We start from the raw sequence: 17,715 nt of genomic DNA, 5'->3' as shown, positions 1-17,715 counted from the left end.
CGGAAATGCGTTAGCGATGAGCCATGGGCCTGAGCCGGATTTTCAGACCATTCGGCTCCATGGCATTTCTGAAGCCCAAGCAACGGCGGGCGCCTCCGTCGAGGGGCTTAGCGTGCAATATTCTCCGTTTTCTGAAGCGACCCCCTTATGGTGCAGCGCCGGATCGCCGATCTGTGGCGTCAGGCTGCCGCCGATGTCCCCGCTACCGTCAATTGGGCCGCAATGTACAAAACGCTGCTCGGCGAACTTGTTGCCTTGAGCGCGCAAGGTGCGGTGCCAGATGCTGAGTTGCGTGCCCGTCTTGAAGCCTTGATCACCGAAACCCAGAAACGCAAACCACCGAGCAGGGCCTCCCTGGTCCGCGAGGGATTGATTGATGGAATTCGCCCCGTGCGGTCGTTGCTCGTCGCCATTGCAAAGCTGCCCTGGCAGGCCACCGGCGAGCATCCTGCCATCGAGTACCTTGCCAAGCTGCAAGCTTTATATCTCAAAGGATCCAGAAAGCTGCCAGTTGAAGTGGTGGCACCAAGTCTGGGAATGATCTGGCAGGTTTCGATCTCCAGCCCAGACCGGGAACGGGCGTTTCAGGCGTTGGAGGTGGCCACCCTGTTTGCCCTGCGCCGCGCGGTGCGCAATGGCTCGGTCTGGATTGAGCACAGCCTGAGCTTTCGGGGTCGTGCGCGCTTGTTCTTCACGGACGAGCGTTGGCAGGCAGAGTCCAAGAAACACTATGCCCGTCTATCGTTACCCAGCAAGGCTGCCACTTTCTTGAAGCCTTTGCTGGCCAGAGTAACTGCCGGTGTCGATGCGGTGGCCGCTGCAGCCCGCAGTGGCGTACTGCGCGTGGATGATGAACTCCATTTGTCGCCATTGCCCGCAGAGGACGAAGACCCAGAAGTGACCAAGCTGCGCGCGGCTTTGGATCACCGCATCGGTGAGGTTCAATTGCCGGAAGTGATTCTGGCCGTTGACGCCCAGGTGCGCTTTAGCTGGATCATGCTCGGACGTGAGCCGCGCTCTACCGACGAGCTGCTGATGGTCTATGCCGGCATCATGGCCCACGGCACCAGTCTGACTGCGGTCGAATGCGCGCGCATGATTCCGCAATTGTCTGCCACCAGCATTCGCCAGGCCATGCGCTGGGCGCGGGACGAACGGCGTCTGAGCCAGGCCTGCCAGGCTGTGCTGGAATTCATGCAGCGACACCCGATTGCCGCCACCTGGGGGCGGTCCGATTTGGCATCTTCTGACATGATGAGCATGGAGACCACCAAACGGGTGTGGCAAGCCCGGCTTGATCCTCGGCGCAACACACCTTCCATTGGAATCTACTCCCATGTAAAAGACCGGTGGGGCATCTTCCATGCGCAGCCCTTTGTGCTCAATGAGCGCCAGGCGGGCGTGGCCATTGAAGGTGTCATCCGCCAAGAAAAGCTGGAGACCAGCCAGCTTGCTGTGGATACCCATGGCTACACCGACTTTGCCATGTCACATGCCCGTTTGCTTGGTTTTGATCTTTGCCCGCGGTTGAAGGAACTCAAACAGCGCCACCTCTTTGTGCCACGCGGCACCAAAGTGCCCGCAGAAATCGCTGCGGTGTGCGAAGCCAATGTCGACGTCGCTTTGATCGAAAAGCATTGGGATAGTCTGGTGCACCTGGCAGCCTCGGTCATGAGCGGACATGCCAGTGCGGTGGCAGCTCTTGCGCGGTTCGGTTCTGCCGCCCAGGGCGATCCAATCTATGAGGCTGGCGTGCAATTGGGGCGGTTGCTGCGTACGGCGTTTTTGGCTGACTACTTTGTCAAGGACGCTTTCAGGAACGAGTTGCGCCGGGTGCTCAATCGGGGCGAGGCTGTTAACGCCCTCAAGCGCGCCATTTATACCGGCCGGATCAGCCCGGCGCAGGCCAAACGTGTCGATGAAATGCAGGCTGTGGCCGATGCGTTGAGCCTGATGGCCAACATCGTGATGGCGTGGAATACCTCACAGATGCAGGCGGTCCTGGATCGCTGGTCGAACCGCCGCCAGGTCATTCCACCGGAACTGATCGGGAAGATTGCGCCCACCAGGCTGGAGAGCATCAACTTGCGGGGTGTGTTTCGCTTCCCGGTTGACCGCTATGCTGACCAAATCCTGCCTTCGCGGCCAAATGCATCGATAACTGGCACCAATGGATGAAACCGACCACGGTTTGACGCCACGAATCGCAGATTTGAAAGTGAACAGGAAAGTCAATGAAATCAACGATCTACCAACACCACCTCCGCGCCAGTGCTAGCTTTTCGTACCGTCACTTATTGCACTGAAAACGAGGAGACCCCGGATCACCAAACGCGACCGATTCGGTCAGCTCGATTTCGAGATACTCGGCGGGCAACTCGGCATCAGCCAGCACGCCCTTTACCCACCCGTCGAAGTCCGGTCCCACTTGGCTCGCCGAAACATTGACGGCCAGCCGGAACGGTCGCCATGCCAGCATTCGCCAGTCACGCATCTGGCGGCAGGCTTCGCCCAGCACCCAAGCGCCGATTTCAGGCATCAGGCCGGACGATTCGACCACGGGCAGGAACTGGCCCGGTGGCAATAGTCCAAGCGTCGGATGACGCCAGCGCAACAGGGCTTCCGCGCCGACAATCCCACCACTGCGCAGATCGACGACGGGCTGGTAGTGCAGTTCAAGCTGCCCGCGCTCGACCGCTTGGGCCAGTTCCGGCGTCGTCCATCCATCCGGCCGGAAAGCGCTCATTCTCTTTCCCTGAATGCCCGCAACGCCCGCGACAGGGACAGAAGGAACAGGCCGGTCAAACCGAGCGCCGCGATGACCCAATGCTCGCCGAGGAAAGCACCGGCGGTTGTGCCGGCCAGCACGACAGCGAGGATGGGCAGGTGGCAGGGGCAAGTCAGCACAGCCAGTCCGCCCCACAGGTAGCCGGTGATCGGTTTGTGCGTCTCGGACGGCAAGCGCTCGGGGTTGTTCATGGCAGACTCTCCGCGTGCTGTGCCGGCTCGGTCGGCAGGGTGGCCAACTGCACTTCCAGATCGGCCAACGCTTCGCGCCGACGCTCGACGAACTGACGCAGCAGGGCAAGCTGCGCGGCCGCTTCGTCGCCGTCCGCCGCATCCAGCGCCCGGCACAGCCGCGCCAGCGCGTCGAGGCCGATGCCCGCCTCGAAGGCCGCCCGCACGAAGCACAGCCGTTGCAAGGCGGCGTCATCGAACAAGCCGTAGCCGCCTGGTGTGCACGCCACCGGGCGCAGCAATCCGCGCAGCAGGTAGTCGCGCACGATATGCACGCTCACCCCGGCATCAAGAGCCAGCCGGGACACCGTGTAGGCGTTCATTGAACACCTCCTTTTTCTCACCCGGCGCAGCAGGAAAGCTGCTTCACATCCTTGTTGAAGGTCTGCGCCGCGAGCTTCAACCCCTCGACCATCGTCAGGTAGGGGAACAACTGGTCGGCCAGTTCCTGCACCGTCATGCGGTTGCGAATGGCCAGAGCCGCCGTCTGGATCAGTTCACCCGCTTCCGGCGCGACCGCCTGTACGCCGATCAGCCGATGGCTGCCTTCCTCGATAACCAACTTGATGAAGCCGCGTGTGTCGAAGTTGGCGAGCGCACGCGGCACGTTGTCCAAGGTCAAGGTGCGGCTGTCGGTCTCGATCCCGTCGTGGTGGGCTTCCGCCTCGCTGTAGCCCACGGTCGCCACTTGCGGATCGGTGAACACCACGGCCGGCATTGCGGTCAGGTCGAGCGCCGCATCGCCGCCGGTCATGTTGATCGCGGCACGGGTGCCGGCCGCTGCCGCCACATAGACGAACTGCGGCTGGTCGGTGCAGTCGCCGGCCGCGTAGATGTTCGGGTTGCTCGTGCGCATGCCTTGGTCGATGGCGATGGCACCTTGCGCATTGACAGTGACCCCCGCTGCGTCCAGCGCGAGGCTGCGCGTGTTCGGTGTCCGACCGGTGGCAACCAGCAGTTTGTCGGCGCGCAATTCACCGTGCGTGGTGGTCAGCACGAATTCACCGTCCATATGGGCGACCTGGCTGGCTTGCGTGTGCTCCAGCACCTCGATGCCCTCGGCACGGAAAGCGGCTGTCACCGCCTCGCCGATGGCCGGGTCTTCACGGAAGAACAAGGTATTGCGCGCCAGGACCGTGACCTTGCTGCCCAGCCGGGCAAAGGCTTGCGCCAGCTCCAGCGCCACCACCGACGAGCCGATTACGGCAAGGCGTTCGGGAATGGTGTCGCTCGCCAGGGCCTCGGTGGAAGTCCAGTAGGGTGACTCTTTCAAGCCCGGAATCGGCGGGACCGCCGGGCTGGCACCCGTGGCGACCAGGCAGCGGTCGAACATCACGACGCGCTCGCCACCCTCGTTCAAACGGACGGTAAGGCTCTGGTCGTCCTTGAAGCGCGCCTCACCGTGCACAACGGTGATGGCCGGATTACCGCCCAGGATGCCTTCGTACTTGGCGTGCCGCAGTTCGTCGACGCGGGCCTGCTGCTGGGCCAGCAGCTTACTGCGGTCAATCGTAGGCACAGTTGCCGCAATACCGCCATCGAACGGGCTTTCCCGGCGCAGATGGGCGATGTGGGCGGCGCGGATCATGATCTTGGACGGCACACAGCCGACATTGACGCAGGTGCCGCCGATGGTGCCGCGCTCGATCAGCGTGACCTGCGCGCCTTGCTCGACGGCTTTCAGCGCCGCCGCCATCGCGGCTCCACCGCTGCCAATGACCGCTACCTGCACCGGGGGCTCGTTGCCACTGTGCTTTTCGGCGGCGGCCATCCATCCCCGCACCTTGTCGAGCAGTCCGACGCGGTTGTCCGCCAGTGGCGCATCGGCTAGCGTTGCCTTGTAGCCCAGTCCGGCCACGGCGGCAGTCAGCGCGTCCGGCGATGTGCCCGGCACGATGGCGAGTTGCGCTGTGCCCTTCGGATAGGACACCAGCGCCGACTGCACGCCTGGCACTTTTTCCAGCGCTTCCTTGACGTGCGCCGCGCACGAGTCGCAAGTCATGCCGGTGATTTTTAGATGGGTCATGCAACAGATCCTTTATCGTTTGTGGCGCCAGACAATGACGTCCGTTGTGCTGCGGTGCCGTTTTCAGTGACTCACTGCTTGACGCTGGACGGATAGCCCGCGTCTGCGGTTGCCTTGGTCAGCTTCTGCACGCTGGTCTTGGCATCGTCGAAGGTGACGACCGCTTGGCGTGTCTCGAAAGTCACGTCAACTTTGCTGACGCCTTCGACCTTGGAAATCGCCTTCTTGACAGTGATCGGGCAGGCGGAGCAGGTCATGCCCGGTACGGACAGCGTGACGGTCTGGGTGGCGGCCCAGACGGGGGCAACAACGGCGGCGAGGGCGAGGGAGGCAAACAGTTTCTTCATGGTGAACTCCGATCAGTAGAAAAATGGCATGACGTAGGGAAATCCGAGCGCGACCAGAACCAGCGCGGCCACGATCCAGAAAATGAGCTTGTAAGTAGCTCGCACTTGGGGAATCGCGCAGACCTCACCCGGTTTGCAGGCCGCTGCCTGCCGGTAGATGCGCCGCCAGGCGAAGAACAACGCCACCAGCGCCACGCCGATAAAGATGGGGCGATAGGGTTCCAACACCGCCAAGTTGCCGATCCAAGCGCCGCTGAACCCCAAGGCGATCAGAACCAACGGCCCGAGGCAGCAAGCCGAGGCGAGGATGGCGGCAAGCCCTCCAGTGAAGAGCGCGCCGCGCCCGGTTTTTGGTTCAGACATGCGCTTGTCCTTTCGAATTGAAATTGGATAGCGTAACCTTACTTCCGTACTCATGTACGGAGTCAAGCGATATGGAAAACAATTTGGAGAACCTGACCATTGGCGTTTTCGCCAAGGCGGCCGGGGTCAATGTGGAGACCATCCGTTTCTATCAGCGCAAGGGCTTGTTGCTGGAGCCTGACAAGCCCTATGGCAGCATCCGCCGCTATGGCGAGGCGGATGTAACGCGGGTGCGCTTCGTGAAATCAGCCCAGCGGCTGGGCTTCAGCCTGGATGAGATCGCCGAGCTGCTGCGGCTGGAGGATGGCACCCATTGCGAGGAAGCCAGCAGTCTGGCCGAGCACAAGCTCAAGGACGTGCGCGAGAAAATGGCTGACCTGGCGCGCATGGAGGCCGTGCTGTCTGAGTTGGTGTGCGCCTGCCATGCGCGAAGGGGGAACGTTTCCTGCCCGCTGATCGCGTCACTACAGGGTGGAGCAAGCTTGGCAGGTTCGGCTATGCCTTAGCGTGCTTTATTTTCCGTTTTCTGAGACGACCCCTGCCTCGCCGGAAGTGGCGATGCTCGAGAAAAAAAGCCGCCTCGATCTCGGGCGGCTCCAGGGGAGGGCAGGGGGGCGATCACCGCTTGCAATGCACCAGGTCGTCGTTCACCCACGCACTTTCGACCAGGCCGTTTTCGCGCAGCTCGTCGCACGCTTCGCCTACCTGCTCGCGCCACTTCTTCGGCCGGGTGGAATCCGAGCCGCACATCAGCCGGAACGTCTCCAGCTTGAGCGGGTACGGCTCCTTGTGGGTGGCGAAGTAGTCGAACATGCGCCGCGCGGTGGGCGACAGCTTGCGGTACTTCTCCCACACGAATTTCGTGTAGTGGTCGCCGGCGAACAGCACCACGATTTCGGCGTCGATCTCGACCTGGCAGCGCGACGTGCGCTTGCCGCGATCCAGGACGCGGAAGCGCCGGATCAGCGACACCGATTCGAGCCGGCCGATGCGTTGGGATGAGAACTGCATGGCCGACGCCTGGAGCCGCGTCAGGCATTCCTCGGCCCTTGTGTAGTACCGACCGTTGATTGACCAGTCCAAGTCCTGGCAAAGCTCGTAGAACGTGAAGGAAACCGGCTCTCCGAGCGCGGTGCGCTTCGCGTACTCCAGCACCTGGGCGAATACCAGCTCGTCGTCGTCGGCGCGCAGCTCGATCCCGGTGTAGGTGATCTCCACGTCTTTGTTGACGTGGTAGATCGACTGGCCTTGCAGCGCGGCGCGCGGCACCTTCTTGTTGCGGACGGTGAAGATCGCCGACCGCCCGAAGTCGTTGGGCAGTGCCCGCATGTGATCCGGCCAGGGAGCCAGGTCGAACAGCGAGAGCTGCATGTCCTTGATCTGCTGCTTCGTGTGCTTGAGCAAGGCCGTCTGCTTGGCCTCGCTGACCTTCTCGGCCAGCTCACCGCCGGCCGTTCGCTTCTTGGTCGCCATCGCACTACTCCGTTTGTCCTGGGCCAGCGCGCCGATCTGCTCGGCCATCTTGTTCACGGCGGTGCGCGGTTCGGGCGGCAGGCCCATCGTGCGCGCAAGCTCGGCCGATTCCTGCGCCATGCGCTCGGATCGCTCGACGGCGGCACTTGCCGGCGTCGGTAGCTTCGGCGGCAAAGCCGCCTCGTTGTCGCCGGCCGTGGCCGGCAGCTCGAAGAGGGAACCGGCGGGGCGGAAGGCCCCGCCGGCGCTGCCCGAGTCCCTGCGAGCGGCGGCGGTACGGGCGGCAAGGTCGGTGGCGTCGGCTTCGCTAAGCCCGCCCTCGATGAGCTTGCGCCTGTATTCCTGCTCGTTGAACTCGTTCTGCATCTAATCTCCCTCCTAGCATACTGCCCGGCCGTGGCCGGGCCTGGCCTTACTGGCCGCCGCCTGGCGCTTTGGTGTCCAGGTATTCGATTTCCTCGGCGATGAAATCGAAGCCGTATTCGGTCTTGCCGTCCTTCTCGTACTTCGTCGGCTCGATGCGGCCCTGGACGAACACCTTGGAGCCTTTGCCCAGGTACTTGCCCGCGTTCTCGGCCAGGCCGCCGAACGACTTGATGCGGAAGAAGTCCGTCTGCTCCTGCTTCGCACCGGCTGCGTTGCGCCACACGCGATTGACAGCCAGGTCGAAAACGGCGCGGGCGCTGTTTTCGCTATGGCGAACGTCGGTATCGCGGGTAAGATTACCGATAAACTGGAACAGGTTGTGGCTCATTCGTCATGCTCCTTTCGCTAATGGAGTCGTCAGTTTAGCTAAACCTGCGTCCGTGGTCAAGAACTTTAGCGGCTAAAATTTTCTGCCGCCCGCACCGAGAAGGCATACGGGCCTTGTACAACTACATCTTCTTCACGAACGTGCTCCGGCTGCTCGATGAGCGGCACATGACGAAAAAGGAGCTATCGGACAGGTCGGGGGTTTCGATCTCCTTCCTGTCCGATCTCACTACTGGCAAAGCCAACCCCTCCCTAAAGGTGATGGAGGACATTGCGCAGGCCCTTGAAACTCCCCTGCCGCTCCTGCTTGAATCGACCGACCTGGACAAAGAAGCCCTTGACACCCTGGCCGGCGGCAAGGCACCCCGAAGCCTGCCGCCAGGCTTCGAGCGCGTGGCGGCCGTGCTGCCAGAACACCAGGCGTTCATCGTCAAGAAGTGGGGCGAAGCGACAAGGAAGAAACTTAGAGGGAGTTGACGCCAGGATGTGAGAAGGGAAGGGAAGCGGCGCGGAACTGAGCCACAAGAGCCAGCCAAGTTTTAGCCGCTAAAGCCCGCCGGGGTGGCTCAACCCCCGGACAACCCATAACGCAAACGCCACGGGTTCGGCGCGAGGGCGCACGGAGCATGCGCCGCGTTGTCGCCTCTTTCGCCCCTGCAATCCGCGATGCAACGTCGCGGCCGAAGTCACCCTTGTGCGCTTCGGTGTTGCGGTCGAAATTAGTTCGGTATATCGTATGAACCTGTGTAGAATGCGCGAAACGCAACGGCATACAGGGCATACGGAATGACCGACCAGAAACCAGAACACAACAGCATCAAGGAACGGGCGAAGAAGAAGCTCGAACGCGACATGGGGCCGGAGCTGCTGGCCGCCCTCAACGATCCCAAGACCGTTGAAATCATGCTCAACGCGGACGGCAAGCTCTGGCTCGAACGCCTGGGCGAGCCGATGAAGTGCATCGGCACGCTGCGCGTCGCGCAGGCGCAAGCCATCATCGAAACCATCGCGGGCTACCACGGCAAGGAAGTCACGCGCTCCAAGCCGATCCTGGAAGGCGAGCTGCCCCTTGATGGCAGTCGCTTCGCCGGCCAGCTCCCGCCGGTTGTGCCCGCACCCACCTTCGCCATTCGGAAGAAGGCCGTCGCCATCTTCACGCTCGATCAGTACGTCGAACGCGGAATCATGACCGCGCCGCAGCGCGAGGCATTGATTGCAGCGGTGCGCGCGCACCGGAACATCCTTGTGATCGGCGGCACCGGCTCGGGCAAGACCACGCTGGTGAACGCGATCATCAACGAGATGGTGATTCAAGACCCGACCGAGCGGGTTTTCATCATCGAGGACACCGGCGAAATCCAGTGCGCCGCCGAGAACTACGTCCAGTACCACACCAGCATCGACGTGAACATGACGGCGCTGCTGAAAACCACCCTCCGCATGCGCCCCGACCGAATCCTGGTCGGCGAGGTGCGCGGCCCCGAAGCCCTTGATCTGTTGATGGCCTGGAACACCGGGCACGAAGGAGGTGCTGCAACCCTGCACGCAAACAACGCCAAAGCTGGATTGGATCGGCTCGCCATGCTCATCAGCATGCACCCCGATTCCCCGAAACCCATTGAACCGCTTATCGGCGAGGCGGTTCACGTGGTTGTTCATATCGCCCGCGTCGAAGGCTCGCGGCGCATCCAGGAAATCTTGGAGGTTTCCGGGTTCGCCAACGGCCAGTACATCACCAAAACCCTCTGACTAGGAGTTACGACCAATGCAAGCAACCTTCCCGGCATTCCGCCTCAACCGCAACGCCCTGTTCTACATGGGCCTCTTCGCCCTCCTGGCGTTCTTCCTGCTGGCCCCCCAGCACGCATTCGCCTCCGAGGGCACCGGCGGCTCTCTGCCGTATGAGAGCTGGCTGACCAACCTCCGCAACTCCGTCACCGGCCCGGTGGCCTTCGCGCTGTCGATCATCGGCATCGTGGTCGCCGGCGGCATCCTGATCTTCGGCGGCGAACTCAACGGCTTCTTCCGCACGTTGATCTTCATCGTCCTGGTCATGGCCCTGCTGGTCGGCGCGCAGAACATGATGAGCACGTTCTTCGGCCGTGGCGCGGAAATCGCCGCCCTGACCGATGGCGCGCTGCACCAGGTCAAGGTCGCCGCGCTGGACGTGGCCGGCTTCCCCGGCGAAGCCGTCATGCGCTGGGCCGAGCGCGGCCACATCGCGGGGTAAGTCATGGCTCTGCGCGCGATCCCCATCCGTAGGGCCGGCAACCGAGAAAACCTGTTCATGGGCGGGGATCGTGAGCTGGTGATGTTCTCGGGCCTGCTGGCCGGCGCGCTGATTTTCAGCGCCCAAGAAGTGAGGGCAACGGTGTTCGGCATCGCCTTGTGGTTCGGCGCGCTCTTCGCGCTGCGCCTCATGGCGAAGGCCGATCCGAAGCTGCGACACGTGTACCTGCGGCACCGCCGGTACAAGCCGTACTACCCGGCTCGCAGCACGCCCTTCCGTGACAACACGCCGAGTCAAGGGAAGCAATACAAATGATCGAAGCAATCGCAATTGCCATTGCTGTGCTCGGTGCGGTTCTGTTGCTCATCCTCTTTGCCCGCATCCGGGCTGTCGATGCCGAGCTGAAGCTCAAGAAGCATCGCGCCAAGGATGCCGGCCTGGCCGATCTGCTCAATTACGCCGCCGTGGTCGATGACGGCGTGATCGTGGGCAAGAACGGCTCCTTTATGGCCGCCTGGCTGTACAAGGGTGATGACAACGCCAGCAGCACCGAGGAACAGCGGGAAATGGTGTCGTTCCGCATCAACCAGGCCCTGGCGGGCCTGGGGAACGGCTGGATGGTGCATGTCGATGCTGTGCGTCGGCCTGCGCCGAACTACTCGGAGCGGGGCGTGTCATCGTTCCCCGACTCCGTTTCCTTCGCCATTGACGAGGAACGCCGGCGCTTGTTCGAGGGCCTGGGCGCGATGTTCGAGGGCTACTTTGTCCTGACCGTCACGTGGTTCCCGCCAGTGCTGGCCCAGCGCAAGTTTGTCGAACTCATGTTCGATGACGATGCGGTGGCTCCCGACCATACGGCGCGCACTACGGGCCTGATTGCGCAGTTCAAGCGCGAGATCACCAGCCTGGAATCGCGCCTGTCCTCGGCGGTCAAGATGACGCGCCTGCGCGGCCAAAAAGTCGTGTCGGAAGAGGGCAGGGAAGTCACGCACGATGACTTCCTGAGCTGGTTGCAGTTCTGCGTGACGGGCCTCCATCACCCGGTCATGCTGCCCAGCAATCCGATGTACCTCGATGCGGTAATCGGCGGGCAAGAGCTGTGGGGCGGCGTCGTGCCCAAGATCGGGCGCAAGTTCATCCAGGTGGTCGCCATCGAAGGCTTCCCCTTGGAGTCAACGCCTGGGGTGCTCTCGGCCCTGGCCGAGCTGCCCAGCGAATACCGCTGGTCGAGCCGCTTCATCTTCATGGATCAGCACGAGTCCTTGAAGCACCTGGACAAGTTCCGCAAGAAGTGGAAGCAGAAGATTCGCGGCTTCTTCGATCAGGTGTTCAACACGAATACCGGCTCGATCAACCAGGACGCGGCCGCGATGGTCGGCGACGCCGAGGCGGCCATCGCCGAGGTCAACAGCGGCTTGGTGGCGGCCGGCTACTACACCAGCGTAGTCGTGCTGATGGACGAGGATCGGGAGCGCCTGGCGGCCTCCGCGCTCCTGGTCGAGAAGGCCGTCAACCGCCTGGCCTTCGCGGCCCGTATCGAGACGATCAACACGCTCGATGCGTACCTGGGCAGCTTGCCCGGCCACGGCGTCGAGAACGTGCGCCGGCCGCTCATCAACACGATGAACCTGGCCGACCTGCTGCCGACAAGCTCGATCTGGACGGGCAGCGCCACGGCTCCGTGCCCGATGTACCCGCCGCTGTCGCCGGCGCTCATGCACTGCGTGACGGTGGGCGCTACGCCGTTCCGCCTGAACCTGCACGTGCGCGACCTGGGCCACACCTTCATGTTCGGCCCGACCGGCGCAGGCAAATCGACGCACCTGGGCATCATCGCCGCGCAGCTCCGTCGCTACGCCGGCATGTCGATCTACGCCTTCGACAAGGGCATGTCGATGTACCCACTCGCGGCCGGCATCCGCGCGGCCACGAAGGGCAAGAGCGGCCTGCATTTCACGGTGGCCGCCGACGATGACCGCCTGGCGTTCTGCCCGCTCCAGTTCCTCGAAACGAAGGGGGATAGGGCCTGGGCGATGGAGTGGATCGACACCATCCTGGCGTTGAACGGCGTCAACACCACGCCGGCGCAGCGCAACGAGATCGGCAACGCGATCATGAGCATGCACGCCAGCGGCGCGCGCACGCTCTCCGAGTTCTCGGTGACGATTCAGGACGAGGCGATCCGCGAGGCCATCAAGCAGTACACGGTGGACGGCTCGATGGGCCACCTGCTCGACGCCGAAGAGGACGGCCTGTCGCTGTCCGACTTCACGGTGTTCGAGATCGAAGAGCTGATGAACCTGGGCGAGAAGTTCGCGCTGCCGGTGCTGCTCTACCTGTTCCGCCGCATCGAGCGCGCACTGAAAGGCCAGCCCTCCGTCATCATCCTGGACGAAGCCTGGTTGATGCTGGGCCACCCCGCGTTCCGCGCCAAGATCAGGGAATGGCTCAAGGTGCTGCGCAAGGCCAACTGCCTTGTGCTGATGGCGACGCAAAGCCTCTCCGACGCGGCCAACTCGGGCATCTTGGACGTGATCGTGGAATCGACCGCGACCAAGATTTTCCTGCCTAACGTCTACGCCAGGGATGAGGACACATCGGCGCTCTATCGCCGTATGGGCCTCAACGCGCGTCAGATCGAAATCCTGGCGACTGCCATTCCGAAGCGTCAGTACTACTACGTCTCGGAGAACGGCCGCCGTCTCTATGACCTTGCCCTGGGGCCGATGGCCCTGGCCTTCGTCGGTGCGTCCGACAAGGAATCGGTCGCCACCATCAAGAGCCTCGAAGCCAAGTTCGGCCACGAATGGGTGCATGAGTGGCTGGCCGGCCGTGGGCTGAATCTCAACGACTACCTGGAGGCCGCATGAGCATCGCCGACACCCTCAAGGGCTTGATCTTCAAGAAGCCCGCCAACTCCGCCGAGCCGCGCGATCCGCGCCGCTCGAAGGAACCGCTCGCCGGCGGCCGCCGTGCGGGCGAGGCCGAGAACCCCTACCTGGCCGCGCGCCGCACCTGGAACGATCACGTGGGCAGCGTCGTCTCGCAGCGCCAAACCTGGCAGGTGATAGGCATCCTGTCGCTGTTGATCGCGCTGGCCGGCGTGGGTGGCGTGATCCACATCGGCAGCCAGTCGAAGTTCATCCCCTACGTGGTCGAGGTGGACAAGCTGGGCCAGACGGTGGCCGCCGGCCCGGTGCAGGCCGCAGGGAAGGCCGATCCGCGTGTCATCCACGCCGCCGTTGCGGACTGGATGAGCTGCGCGCGCATGGTGTCGCCTGACGTGGCCTTGCAGCGCAAGTGCGTGTTCAAGGCGTACTCGATGCTCGCCCCCAACGATCCGGCGACGCCAAAGATGAACGAGTGGTTGAACGGCACGCCCGATTCCAGCCCGTTCAAGCGCGCCGAGAAGGAAATGGTCAGCGTCGAGATCAAGACCGTCATCCCGCAAACGCCCGACACCTGGCAAGTCGAGTGGGTGGAAACCACGCGCGACCGCCAAGGCACGCTGAAAGGTCAGCCCGTCACCTGGCGCGCGCTCGTGACTACCTACATCGCCGAGGTCACGCCCAACACCACCGATGAGCAACTGCGGAACAACCCGTTGAGCATCTACGTGCGTGATTACTCCTGGTCCCGCATCCAATGAATTCGAGGTCATCCACCATGAAGAAAACCCTCTCCGCTTTGATCGTGGGCGCTGCTGTGGCGGTGCCCTCCCTGGCTCTGGCCGCCCCTGGCGACGACATTGCCGACAAGTATTTCAACAAGACCAACCCGACGCTGACCGCTCAAGAGCGCGCGGCGCTCGCCATCGCCAAACGGTGGGAAGCGGGGTCGGCGACCGGCATCAAGCCGGTGGCCGGCTCGGGCGGTGCCATCAAGTTCGTGTACGGCGCGCAGCAGCCGAGCATCGTTTGCGCGGTGCTCCAGGTGTGCGACGTGGCCTTGCAGCCCGGCGAACAAGTGAACTCGATCAACCTGGGCGACACGGCCAGGTGGACGGTGGAACCGGCCATCACCGGCAGCGGCGCGACCGAGGTTCAGCACCTCATCATCAAGCCGATGGACGTGGGCCTCGAAACCAGCCTGGTTGTGACCACGAACCGCCGCAGCTACCACTTCCGCCTGCGCTCGCATCGCACCGAGTACATGCCGCAAGTCTCGTTCACGTACCCCGAGGAAGCGCAAGCCAAGTGGGACGCGATCCAGCGCCGCGAGAAGCAGGAACGCACCGACAACACCCTGCCGGCGACGGGCGAGTACCTGGGCGATCTCTCGTTCGACTATGAGCTGTCCGGGTCGGCGAGCTGGAAGCCTGTGCGCGTCTACAACGATGGCCGCAAGACCATCATCGAAATGCCCGGCACGATGCAGCAGACCGAAGCGCCGACGCTCCTGGTCGTGCGCAAAGAGGGCGGCTTGTTCACCGACGACGAAACGGTGCTGGTCAATTACCGCGTGCAGGGCAATCGCTACATCGTGGACACGGTGTTTGACCGCGCGATCCTGATTGCCGGTGTTGGCAGTAGCCAAGACCGCGTGACCATCAGCCGGAGGAAGTGACCATGCGCAAGATCGTCTCTCTCGCGCTGCTCGCCCTCGCCCTGGGCCTCGGCGGCTGCGCAACCACCAGCCAGTACGGCAACTTCGTCCAGTCGGCCGCGCTCGATCAGCAGAAGCTCGCCACCGACGCGGTGCAGCAGCTCGCCACGCTGTACGCGCCGGCGCGCACGCGCCTGGAGCTGCAACAGCCGACGCCCGATCCGTTCGGCCAGGCGCTCGTCAAGTCGCTGCGCGACAAGGGCTATGCCCTCCTGGAGTACGCCCCGGCCGGCGCTTCCACGCAGGCCCCGGCCTCGGCGGCATCGCAGGCGAGCGCACCGGCCACCACGGCCGCGTCGGGCGGCCTGCCGTTGCGCTACGTGCTCGACCAGGCTGGCGACTCGAACCTGTACCGCCTGACCTTGATGGTCGGCAATCAATCCATCACCCGCCCTTACCTGGCGCAAAACGGCACGTTCGCGCCGGCCGGGTACTGGGTGCGCAAGGAGTGACGCCATGACAGAAAACGCCGATCAGATGGCACCTGACGCTTCGCCTGGCGAAGTGTCCAAGAAGGCGGGCGTCCGTCGCGTCAACAACATGCCCATGTACATCCTCGGCGGCGTCCTGCTGTCGTTCGTGCTGGTCATGGCCCTGGTCGCGGCGGATCGCGCGGCCAAGCAGAACGCGCCGGCGGACGGCCCCAAGGAGAAGGCCGGCAACACGTCGATGTTCGCCAAGGAGATCGCAGGCGACAAGACCGGCGGCTTGATCGAGCCGGCAAGCCCGCTCAAGGTGCCCGACATGCCGACCGGCCCGGCGTCGGCTCCGCTGGAGATCGCGCGGCCGTCCAACCCGGACGCGCCGCCGGCCCCGCCGGCCAACCCCGGCAACCCGGGCCAGCCGGTGAACGACGACGAGGCCCAGCGCATCCGCATGGCGAAGATGCAGATGTTCGGCGAAGCCGTGAAGGCCAAGACCACCGTGCGCGTGGATGCCCCGCGTAGCAACGGCTCCGCGCCGGGTGGCCCGAGCACCTACACCGGCACGCCGCAGACGCGCGATGAAATGCTGAACCGCATCGCAGCGGTGCAGCAGCAAATCGACGCGCAGCGCAGCAACGATCCGACCGCCGCCTATCAAGCACGCCTGGCGCAGATTCGCGGCATGGGCGTCGGTGGTGGCGGCGCGGCTCCGGCCGCCGGCGGCATGGGCGCGGGCGGTGCGCCGCAGCTCCTGCAAACCTCGACCAGCGGCGGCGGGCGCAACAGCATGGCGCAGTTCGGCCAAGGTGGGCAGGGCGACCGCTGGAAGCTGGATTCGCAGCCGGAAGCGCCGCGCACACCGTTCGAGCTGCGCGCGGGCTTCGTCGTGCCGGCCACGCTCATTTCGGGCATCAACTCCGATCTGCCGGGCCAAATCATGGCCCAGGTCGCGCAGGACGTGTACGACACACCGACCGGCAAGCACCTGTTGATCCCGCAGGGATCGCGCCTCGTCGGCTCGTATTCGAGCGACGTGGCCTACGGCCAAGCGCGCGTGCTGGTTGCGTGGCAACGCATCGTGTTCCCCGATGGCAAGGCGATGGACATTGGCGCGATGCCAGGCGCGGACAGCGCGGGATACGCGGGCTTCCACGACCAGGTGAACAACCACTATGTGCGCCTGTTCGGCTCGGCCTTCCTCATGTCCGGCGTGACAGCAGGCATCACCTACAGCCAACGCCAGAACCAGGCCACAAACACCTATGGCGCACCGAGCGCCAGCAGTGCCCTAAGCGAAGCCCTCGGCCAGCAGCTCGGCCAGGTTACGGCGCAACTCATCGCCAAGAACCTGAGCATTTCGCCGACGCTGGAAATTCGGCCGGGGTATCGCTTCAACGTCGTGGTCACGAAGGACATGACGTTTTCCAAGCCGTACCGTTCCTTCGATTACTAACGCCATAGGAGAAAAGCACCATGAAGCCGAAGTTTTTAGCCGCTAAATTGGCCCTCGTCATTGCTGTTTCGAGCACGCTGGCGGTCACACCTGTGCAGGCTGGCATCCCCGTCATCGACGGCACCAACCTGTCGCAGAACATCATGACGGCCATCGAATCGGTGGCCCAGACGCTCAAGCAAATTGAGCAGTACAGCACCCAGCTCCAGCAGTATCAAAACCAACTCCAGAACACGATGGCCCCGGCCGCGTATATCTGGGATCAGGCGCAATCGACCATCAACGGGTTGATGAACGCGGTCAACACGCTGGATTACTACAAGACCCAACTCGGCAGCCTGGACAGCTACATCGGCAAGTTCCAGGACGTGAACTACTACAAGAACTCGCCGTGCTTTACGGCGGCAGGGTGCTCCGACGCGGAACGCGCAGCACTTCGGAATGTGGCCCAGCTCGCGAGCGAGTCGCAGAAGAAGGCCAACGATGCCTTGTTCAAGGGCCTCGATAGGCAGCAAACGAATCTCACGGCCGATGCAGCGACGTTGCAGCGTCTTCAATCGGCAGCGCAGGGCGCGCAGGGCCAAATGCAGGCCATCGGCTACGCCAACCAGCTCGCCAGCCAGCAGGCCAACCAGCTCTTGCAGATTCGTGGCCTGCTGATCGCGCAGCAGAACGCGATGGCAACCAAGATGCAGGCCGACGCCGACAAGGAAGCCCAGCAGGCGGCAGCGGCCGCACAACTGCGCCAGGGCAGCTACCGGGCCAGCCCGGCGCGCACCTGGTAAGGGGGATTCATGAAAGCAATCAAGGCTCTGTCCTTGGCCTCGGCCGCCCTCGTGGCGGCCTTGGTCGCCGGCTGCGACAACAAGCCGGCCACGGCCCCCATGCCGGAAGTGAACGACGAGAACTGCAAGCCCGAGAACATCGCCAAGATCGAGGACAAGGGCGTCCAGCAGGCTTTTTCGTCGCTGTGCTTGCGTCGTGGTGGGGATTTCAAGCCCAGCCCGAAACGCGAATGGTGA

General features: G+C 63.5%; 19 protein-coding genes and 2 pseudogenes. 13 read left to right on the top strand and 8 right to left on the bottom strand.

All coding sequences use genetic code 11. The annotated features are described in order from the left end of the window. Window positions 1-144 precede the first annotated feature (144 nt). Window positions 145-2,178 (top strand): annotated as a pseudogene (locus ACIGJC_RS31720) (Tn3-like element IS1071 family transposase); the annotation flags it as partial. A gap of 142 nt (window positions 2,179-2,320) precedes the next feature. Here ACIGJC_RS31720 and ACIGJC_RS31715 read toward each other — a convergent pair. The 6 genes and pseudogenes from ACIGJC_RS31715 to merT form a co-directional block, all read right to left on the bottom strand. Then, window positions 2,321-2,746 (bottom strand): annotated as a pseudogene (locus tag ACIGJC_RS31715) (EAL domain-containing protein); the annotation flags it as partial. After that, window positions 2,743-2,979, bottom strand: a complete 237-nt coding sequence (gene merE, locus ACIGJC_RS31710) for a broad-spectrum mercury transporter MerE (RefSeq protein ID WP_003132004.1) — start codon at window positions 2,977-2,979, stop codon at window positions 2,743-2,745. The gene merE and the pseudogene ACIGJC_RS31715, both read right to left, overlap by 4 nt. Continuing rightward, a complete protein-coding gene (merD, locus tag ACIGJC_RS31705) occupies window positions 2,976-3,341 on the bottom strand; it encodes a mercury resistance co-regulator MerD (RefSeq protein ID WP_000995360.1) in 366 nt (121 codons plus the stop codon). The genes merE and merD overlap by 4 nt, the downstream gene beginning before the upstream one ends. A gap of 17 nt (window positions 3,342-3,358) precedes the next feature. Continuing rightward, window positions 3,359-5,044, bottom strand: a complete 1,686-nt coding sequence (gene merA / locus ACIGJC_RS31700; RefSeq protein WP_003158917.1) for a mercury(II) reductase — start codon at window positions 5,042-5,044, stop codon at window positions 3,359-3,361. A gap of 71 nt (window positions 5,045-5,115) precedes the next feature. Next, complete coding sequence (gene merP, locus ACIGJC_RS31695) at window positions 5,116-5,391, bottom strand: mercury resistance system periplasmic binding protein MerP (protein WP_003131987.1); 276 nt, start codon at window positions 5,389-5,391, stop codon at window positions 5,116-5,118. Window positions 5,392-5,403: 12 nt separating this feature from the next. Beyond that, the gene (gene merT, locus ACIGJC_RS31690; RefSeq protein WP_003131974.1) at window positions 5,404-5,754 is read right to left on the bottom strand and encodes a mercuric ion transporter MerT; all 351 of its coding nucleotides are present in this window, start codon (window positions 5,752-5,754) and stop codon (window positions 5,404-5,406) included. 71 nt (window positions 5,755-5,825) lie between these two features. Here merT and ACIGJC_RS31685 point away from each other — a divergent pair, with 71 nt between their 5' ends. Beyond that, the gene (locus tag ACIGJC_RS31685) at window positions 5,826-6,260 is read left to right on the top strand and encodes a mercury resistance transcriptional regulator MerR (RefSeq protein ID WP_003131969.1); all 435 of its coding nucleotides are present in this window, start codon (window positions 5,826-5,828) and stop codon (window positions 6,258-6,260) included. A gap of 112 nt (window positions 6,261-6,372) precedes the next feature. On the opposite strand, the gene trfA is transcribed toward ACIGJC_RS31685, so the two are convergent. Together trfA and ACIGJC_RS31675 are read right to left on the bottom strand one after the other, a co-directional pair. After that, complete coding sequence (gene trfA, locus ACIGJC_RS31680; RefSeq protein WP_011114072.1) at window positions 6,373-7,593, bottom strand: plasmid replication initiator TrfA; 1,221 nt, start codon at window positions 7,591-7,593, stop codon at window positions 6,373-6,375. Window positions 7,594-7,639: 46 nt separating this feature from the next. Further along, a complete protein-coding gene (locus ACIGJC_RS31675) occupies window positions 7,640-7,981 on the bottom strand; it encodes a single-stranded DNA-binding protein (protein ID WP_000019167.1) in 342 nt (113 codons plus the stop codon). Window positions 7,982-8,094: 113 nt separating this feature from the next. Between ACIGJC_RS31675 and ACIGJC_RS31670 the strand changes: the two genes are divergently transcribed. From ACIGJC_RS31670 to trbK, 11 genes are all read left to right on the top strand, one after another. Continuing rightward, window positions 8,095-8,457 (top strand): transcriptional regulator, encoded by a 363-nt coding sequence (locus ACIGJC_RS31670; protein WP_011114045.1) that lies wholly within the window; start codon window positions 8,095-8,097, stop codon window positions 8,455-8,457. A 309-nt stretch (window positions 8,458-8,766) separates the two neighbouring features. Further along, window positions 8,767-9,729 carry a P-type conjugative transfer ATPase TrbB gene (trbB, locus tag ACIGJC_RS31665; protein ID WP_000132020.1) on the top strand — a complete coding sequence of 321 codons (963 nt, stop codon included), beginning with the start codon at window positions 8,767-8,769 and terminating at the stop codon, window positions 9,727-9,729. Window positions 9,730-9,745: 16 nt separating this feature from the next. After that, window positions 9,746-10,210, top strand: a complete 465-nt coding sequence (gene trbC / locus ACIGJC_RS31660; RefSeq protein ID WP_011114046.1) for a conjugal transfer system pilin TrbC — start codon at window positions 9,746-9,748, stop codon at window positions 10,208-10,210. Between the two features lie 3 nt (window positions 10,211-10,213). Then, window positions 10,214-10,525 (top strand): conjugal transfer protein TrbD, encoded by a 312-nt coding sequence (locus tag ACIGJC_RS31655; RefSeq protein ID WP_001207961.1) that lies wholly within the window; start codon window positions 10,214-10,216, stop codon window positions 10,523-10,525. Further along, window positions 10,522-13,080 carry a VirB4 family type IV secretion/conjugal transfer ATPase gene (locus ACIGJC_RS31650; protein ID WP_011114047.1) on the top strand — a complete coding sequence of 853 codons (2,559 nt, stop codon included), beginning with the start codon at window positions 10,522-10,524 and terminating at the stop codon, window positions 13,078-13,080. Before ACIGJC_RS31655 ends, ACIGJC_RS31650 begins: the two co-directional genes overlap by 4 nt. After that, complete coding sequence (locus ACIGJC_RS31645) at window positions 13,077-13,859, top strand: conjugal transfer protein TrbF (RefSeq protein WP_011114048.1); 783 nt, start codon at window positions 13,077-13,079, stop codon at window positions 13,857-13,859. The genes ACIGJC_RS31650 and ACIGJC_RS31645 overlap by 4 nt, the downstream gene beginning before the upstream one ends. Before the next feature lie 17 nt (window positions 13,860-13,876). After that, entirely contained in the window at window positions 13,877-14,776 is a 900-nt protein-coding gene (trbG, locus tag ACIGJC_RS31640; RefSeq protein WP_006122480.1) for a P-type conjugative transfer protein TrbG, read from the top strand. A 2-nt stretch (window positions 14,777-14,778) separates the two neighbouring features. Further along, on the top strand, window positions 14,779-15,267 hold the full coding sequence (locus ACIGJC_RS31635) for a conjugal transfer protein TrbH (RefSeq protein ID WP_006122479.1): 489 nt from the start codon (window positions 14,779-14,781) through the stop codon (window positions 15,265-15,267). Between the two features lie 4 nt (window positions 15,268-15,271). Further along, the gene (locus tag ACIGJC_RS31630; RefSeq protein ID WP_011114050.1) at window positions 15,272-16,693 is read left to right on the top strand and encodes a TrbI/VirB10 family protein; all 1,422 of its coding nucleotides are present in this window, start codon (window positions 15,272-15,274) and stop codon (window positions 16,691-16,693) included. A 20-nt stretch (window positions 16,694-16,713) separates the two neighbouring features. Then, window positions 16,714-17,478: a P-type conjugative transfer protein TrbJ gene (gene trbJ / locus ACIGJC_RS31625; RefSeq protein ID WP_010890135.1), complete on the top strand. Its 765-nt coding sequence runs from the start codon at window positions 16,714-16,716 to the stop codon at window positions 17,476-17,478. A 9-nt stretch (window positions 17,479-17,487) separates the two neighbouring features. Then, a complete protein-coding gene (gene trbK / locus ACIGJC_RS31620; protein WP_000644148.1) occupies window positions 17,488-17,715 on the top strand; it encodes an entry exclusion lipoprotein TrbK in 228 nt (75 codons plus the stop codon).

This window comes from Cupriavidus sp. C3SS-1, from assembly GCF_057073755.1.
Note: the sequence above shows the minus strand (reverse complement) of the source record. Positions and strands in the feature narration are given on the sequence as shown.

Bases quoted from the DNA above. Each gene is read 5' to 3' on its own strand.
- merA (WP_003158917.1), bottom strand. From the start codon at position 5,044: ATGACCCATCTAAAAATCACCGGCATGACTTGCGACTCGTGCGCGGCG.
- ACIGJC_RS31675 (WP_000019167.1), bottom strand. From the start codon at position 7,981: ATGAGCCACAACCTGTTCCAGTTTATCGGTAATCTTACCCGCGATACC.
- ACIGJC_RS31635 (WP_006122479.1), top strand. From the start codon at position 14,779: ATGCGCAAGATCGTCTCTCTCGCGCTGCTCGCCCTCGCCCTGGGCCTC.
- ACIGJC_RS31655 (WP_001207961.1), top strand. From the start codon at position 10,214: ATGGCTCTGCGCGCGATCCCCATCCGTAGGGCCGGCAACCGAGAAAAC.
- trbG (WP_006122480.1), top strand. From the start codon at position 13,877: ATGAAGAAAACCCTCTCCGCTTTGATCGTGGGCGCTGCTGTGGCGGTG.
- trbK (WP_000644148.1), top strand. From the start codon at position 17,488: ATGAAAGCAATCAAGGCTCTGTCCTTGGCCTCGGCCGCCCTCGTGGCG.
- ACIGJC_RS31685 (WP_003131969.1), top strand. From the start codon at position 5,826: ATGGAAAACAATTTGGAGAACCTGACCATTGGCGTTTTCGCCAAGGCG.
- ACIGJC_RS31645 (WP_011114048.1), top strand. From the start codon at position 13,077: ATGAGCATCGCCGACACCCTCAAGGGCTTGATCTTCAAGAAGCCCGCC.
- merD (WP_000995360.1), bottom strand. From the start codon at position 3,341: ATGAACGCCTACACGGTGTCCCGGCTGGCTCTTGATGCCGGGGTGAGC.
- trbB (WP_000132020.1), top strand. From the start codon at position 8,767: ATGACCGACCAGAAACCAGAACACAACAGCATCAAGGAACGGGCGAAG.
- trbJ (WP_010890135.1), top strand. From the start codon at position 16,714: ATGAAGCCGAAGTTTTTAGCCGCTAAATTGGCCCTCGTCATTGCTGTT.
- merE (WP_003132004.1), bottom strand. From the start codon at position 2,979: ATGAACAACCCCGAGCGCTTGCCGTCCGAGACGCACAAACCGATCACC.
- trfA (WP_011114072.1), bottom strand. From the start codon at position 7,593: ATGCAGAACGAGTTCAACGAGCAGGAATACAGGCGCAAGCTCATCGAG.
- merT (WP_003131974.1), bottom strand. From the start codon at position 5,754: ATGTCTGAACCAAAAACCGGGCGCGGCGCGCTCTTCACTGGAGGGCTT.
- merP (WP_003131987.1), bottom strand. From the start codon at position 5,391: ATGAAGAAACTGTTTGCCTCCCTCGCCCTCGCCGCCGTTGTTGCCCCC.
- trbC (WP_011114046.1), top strand. From the start codon at position 9,746: ATGCAAGCAACCTTCCCGGCATTCCGCCTCAACCGCAACGCCCTGTTC.
- ACIGJC_RS31650 (WP_011114047.1), top strand. From the start codon at position 10,522: ATGATCGAAGCAATCGCAATTGCCATTGCTGTGCTCGGTGCGGTTCTG.
- ACIGJC_RS31630 (WP_011114050.1), top strand. From the start codon at position 15,272: ATGACAGAAAACGCCGATCAGATGGCACCTGACGCTTCGCCTGGCGAA.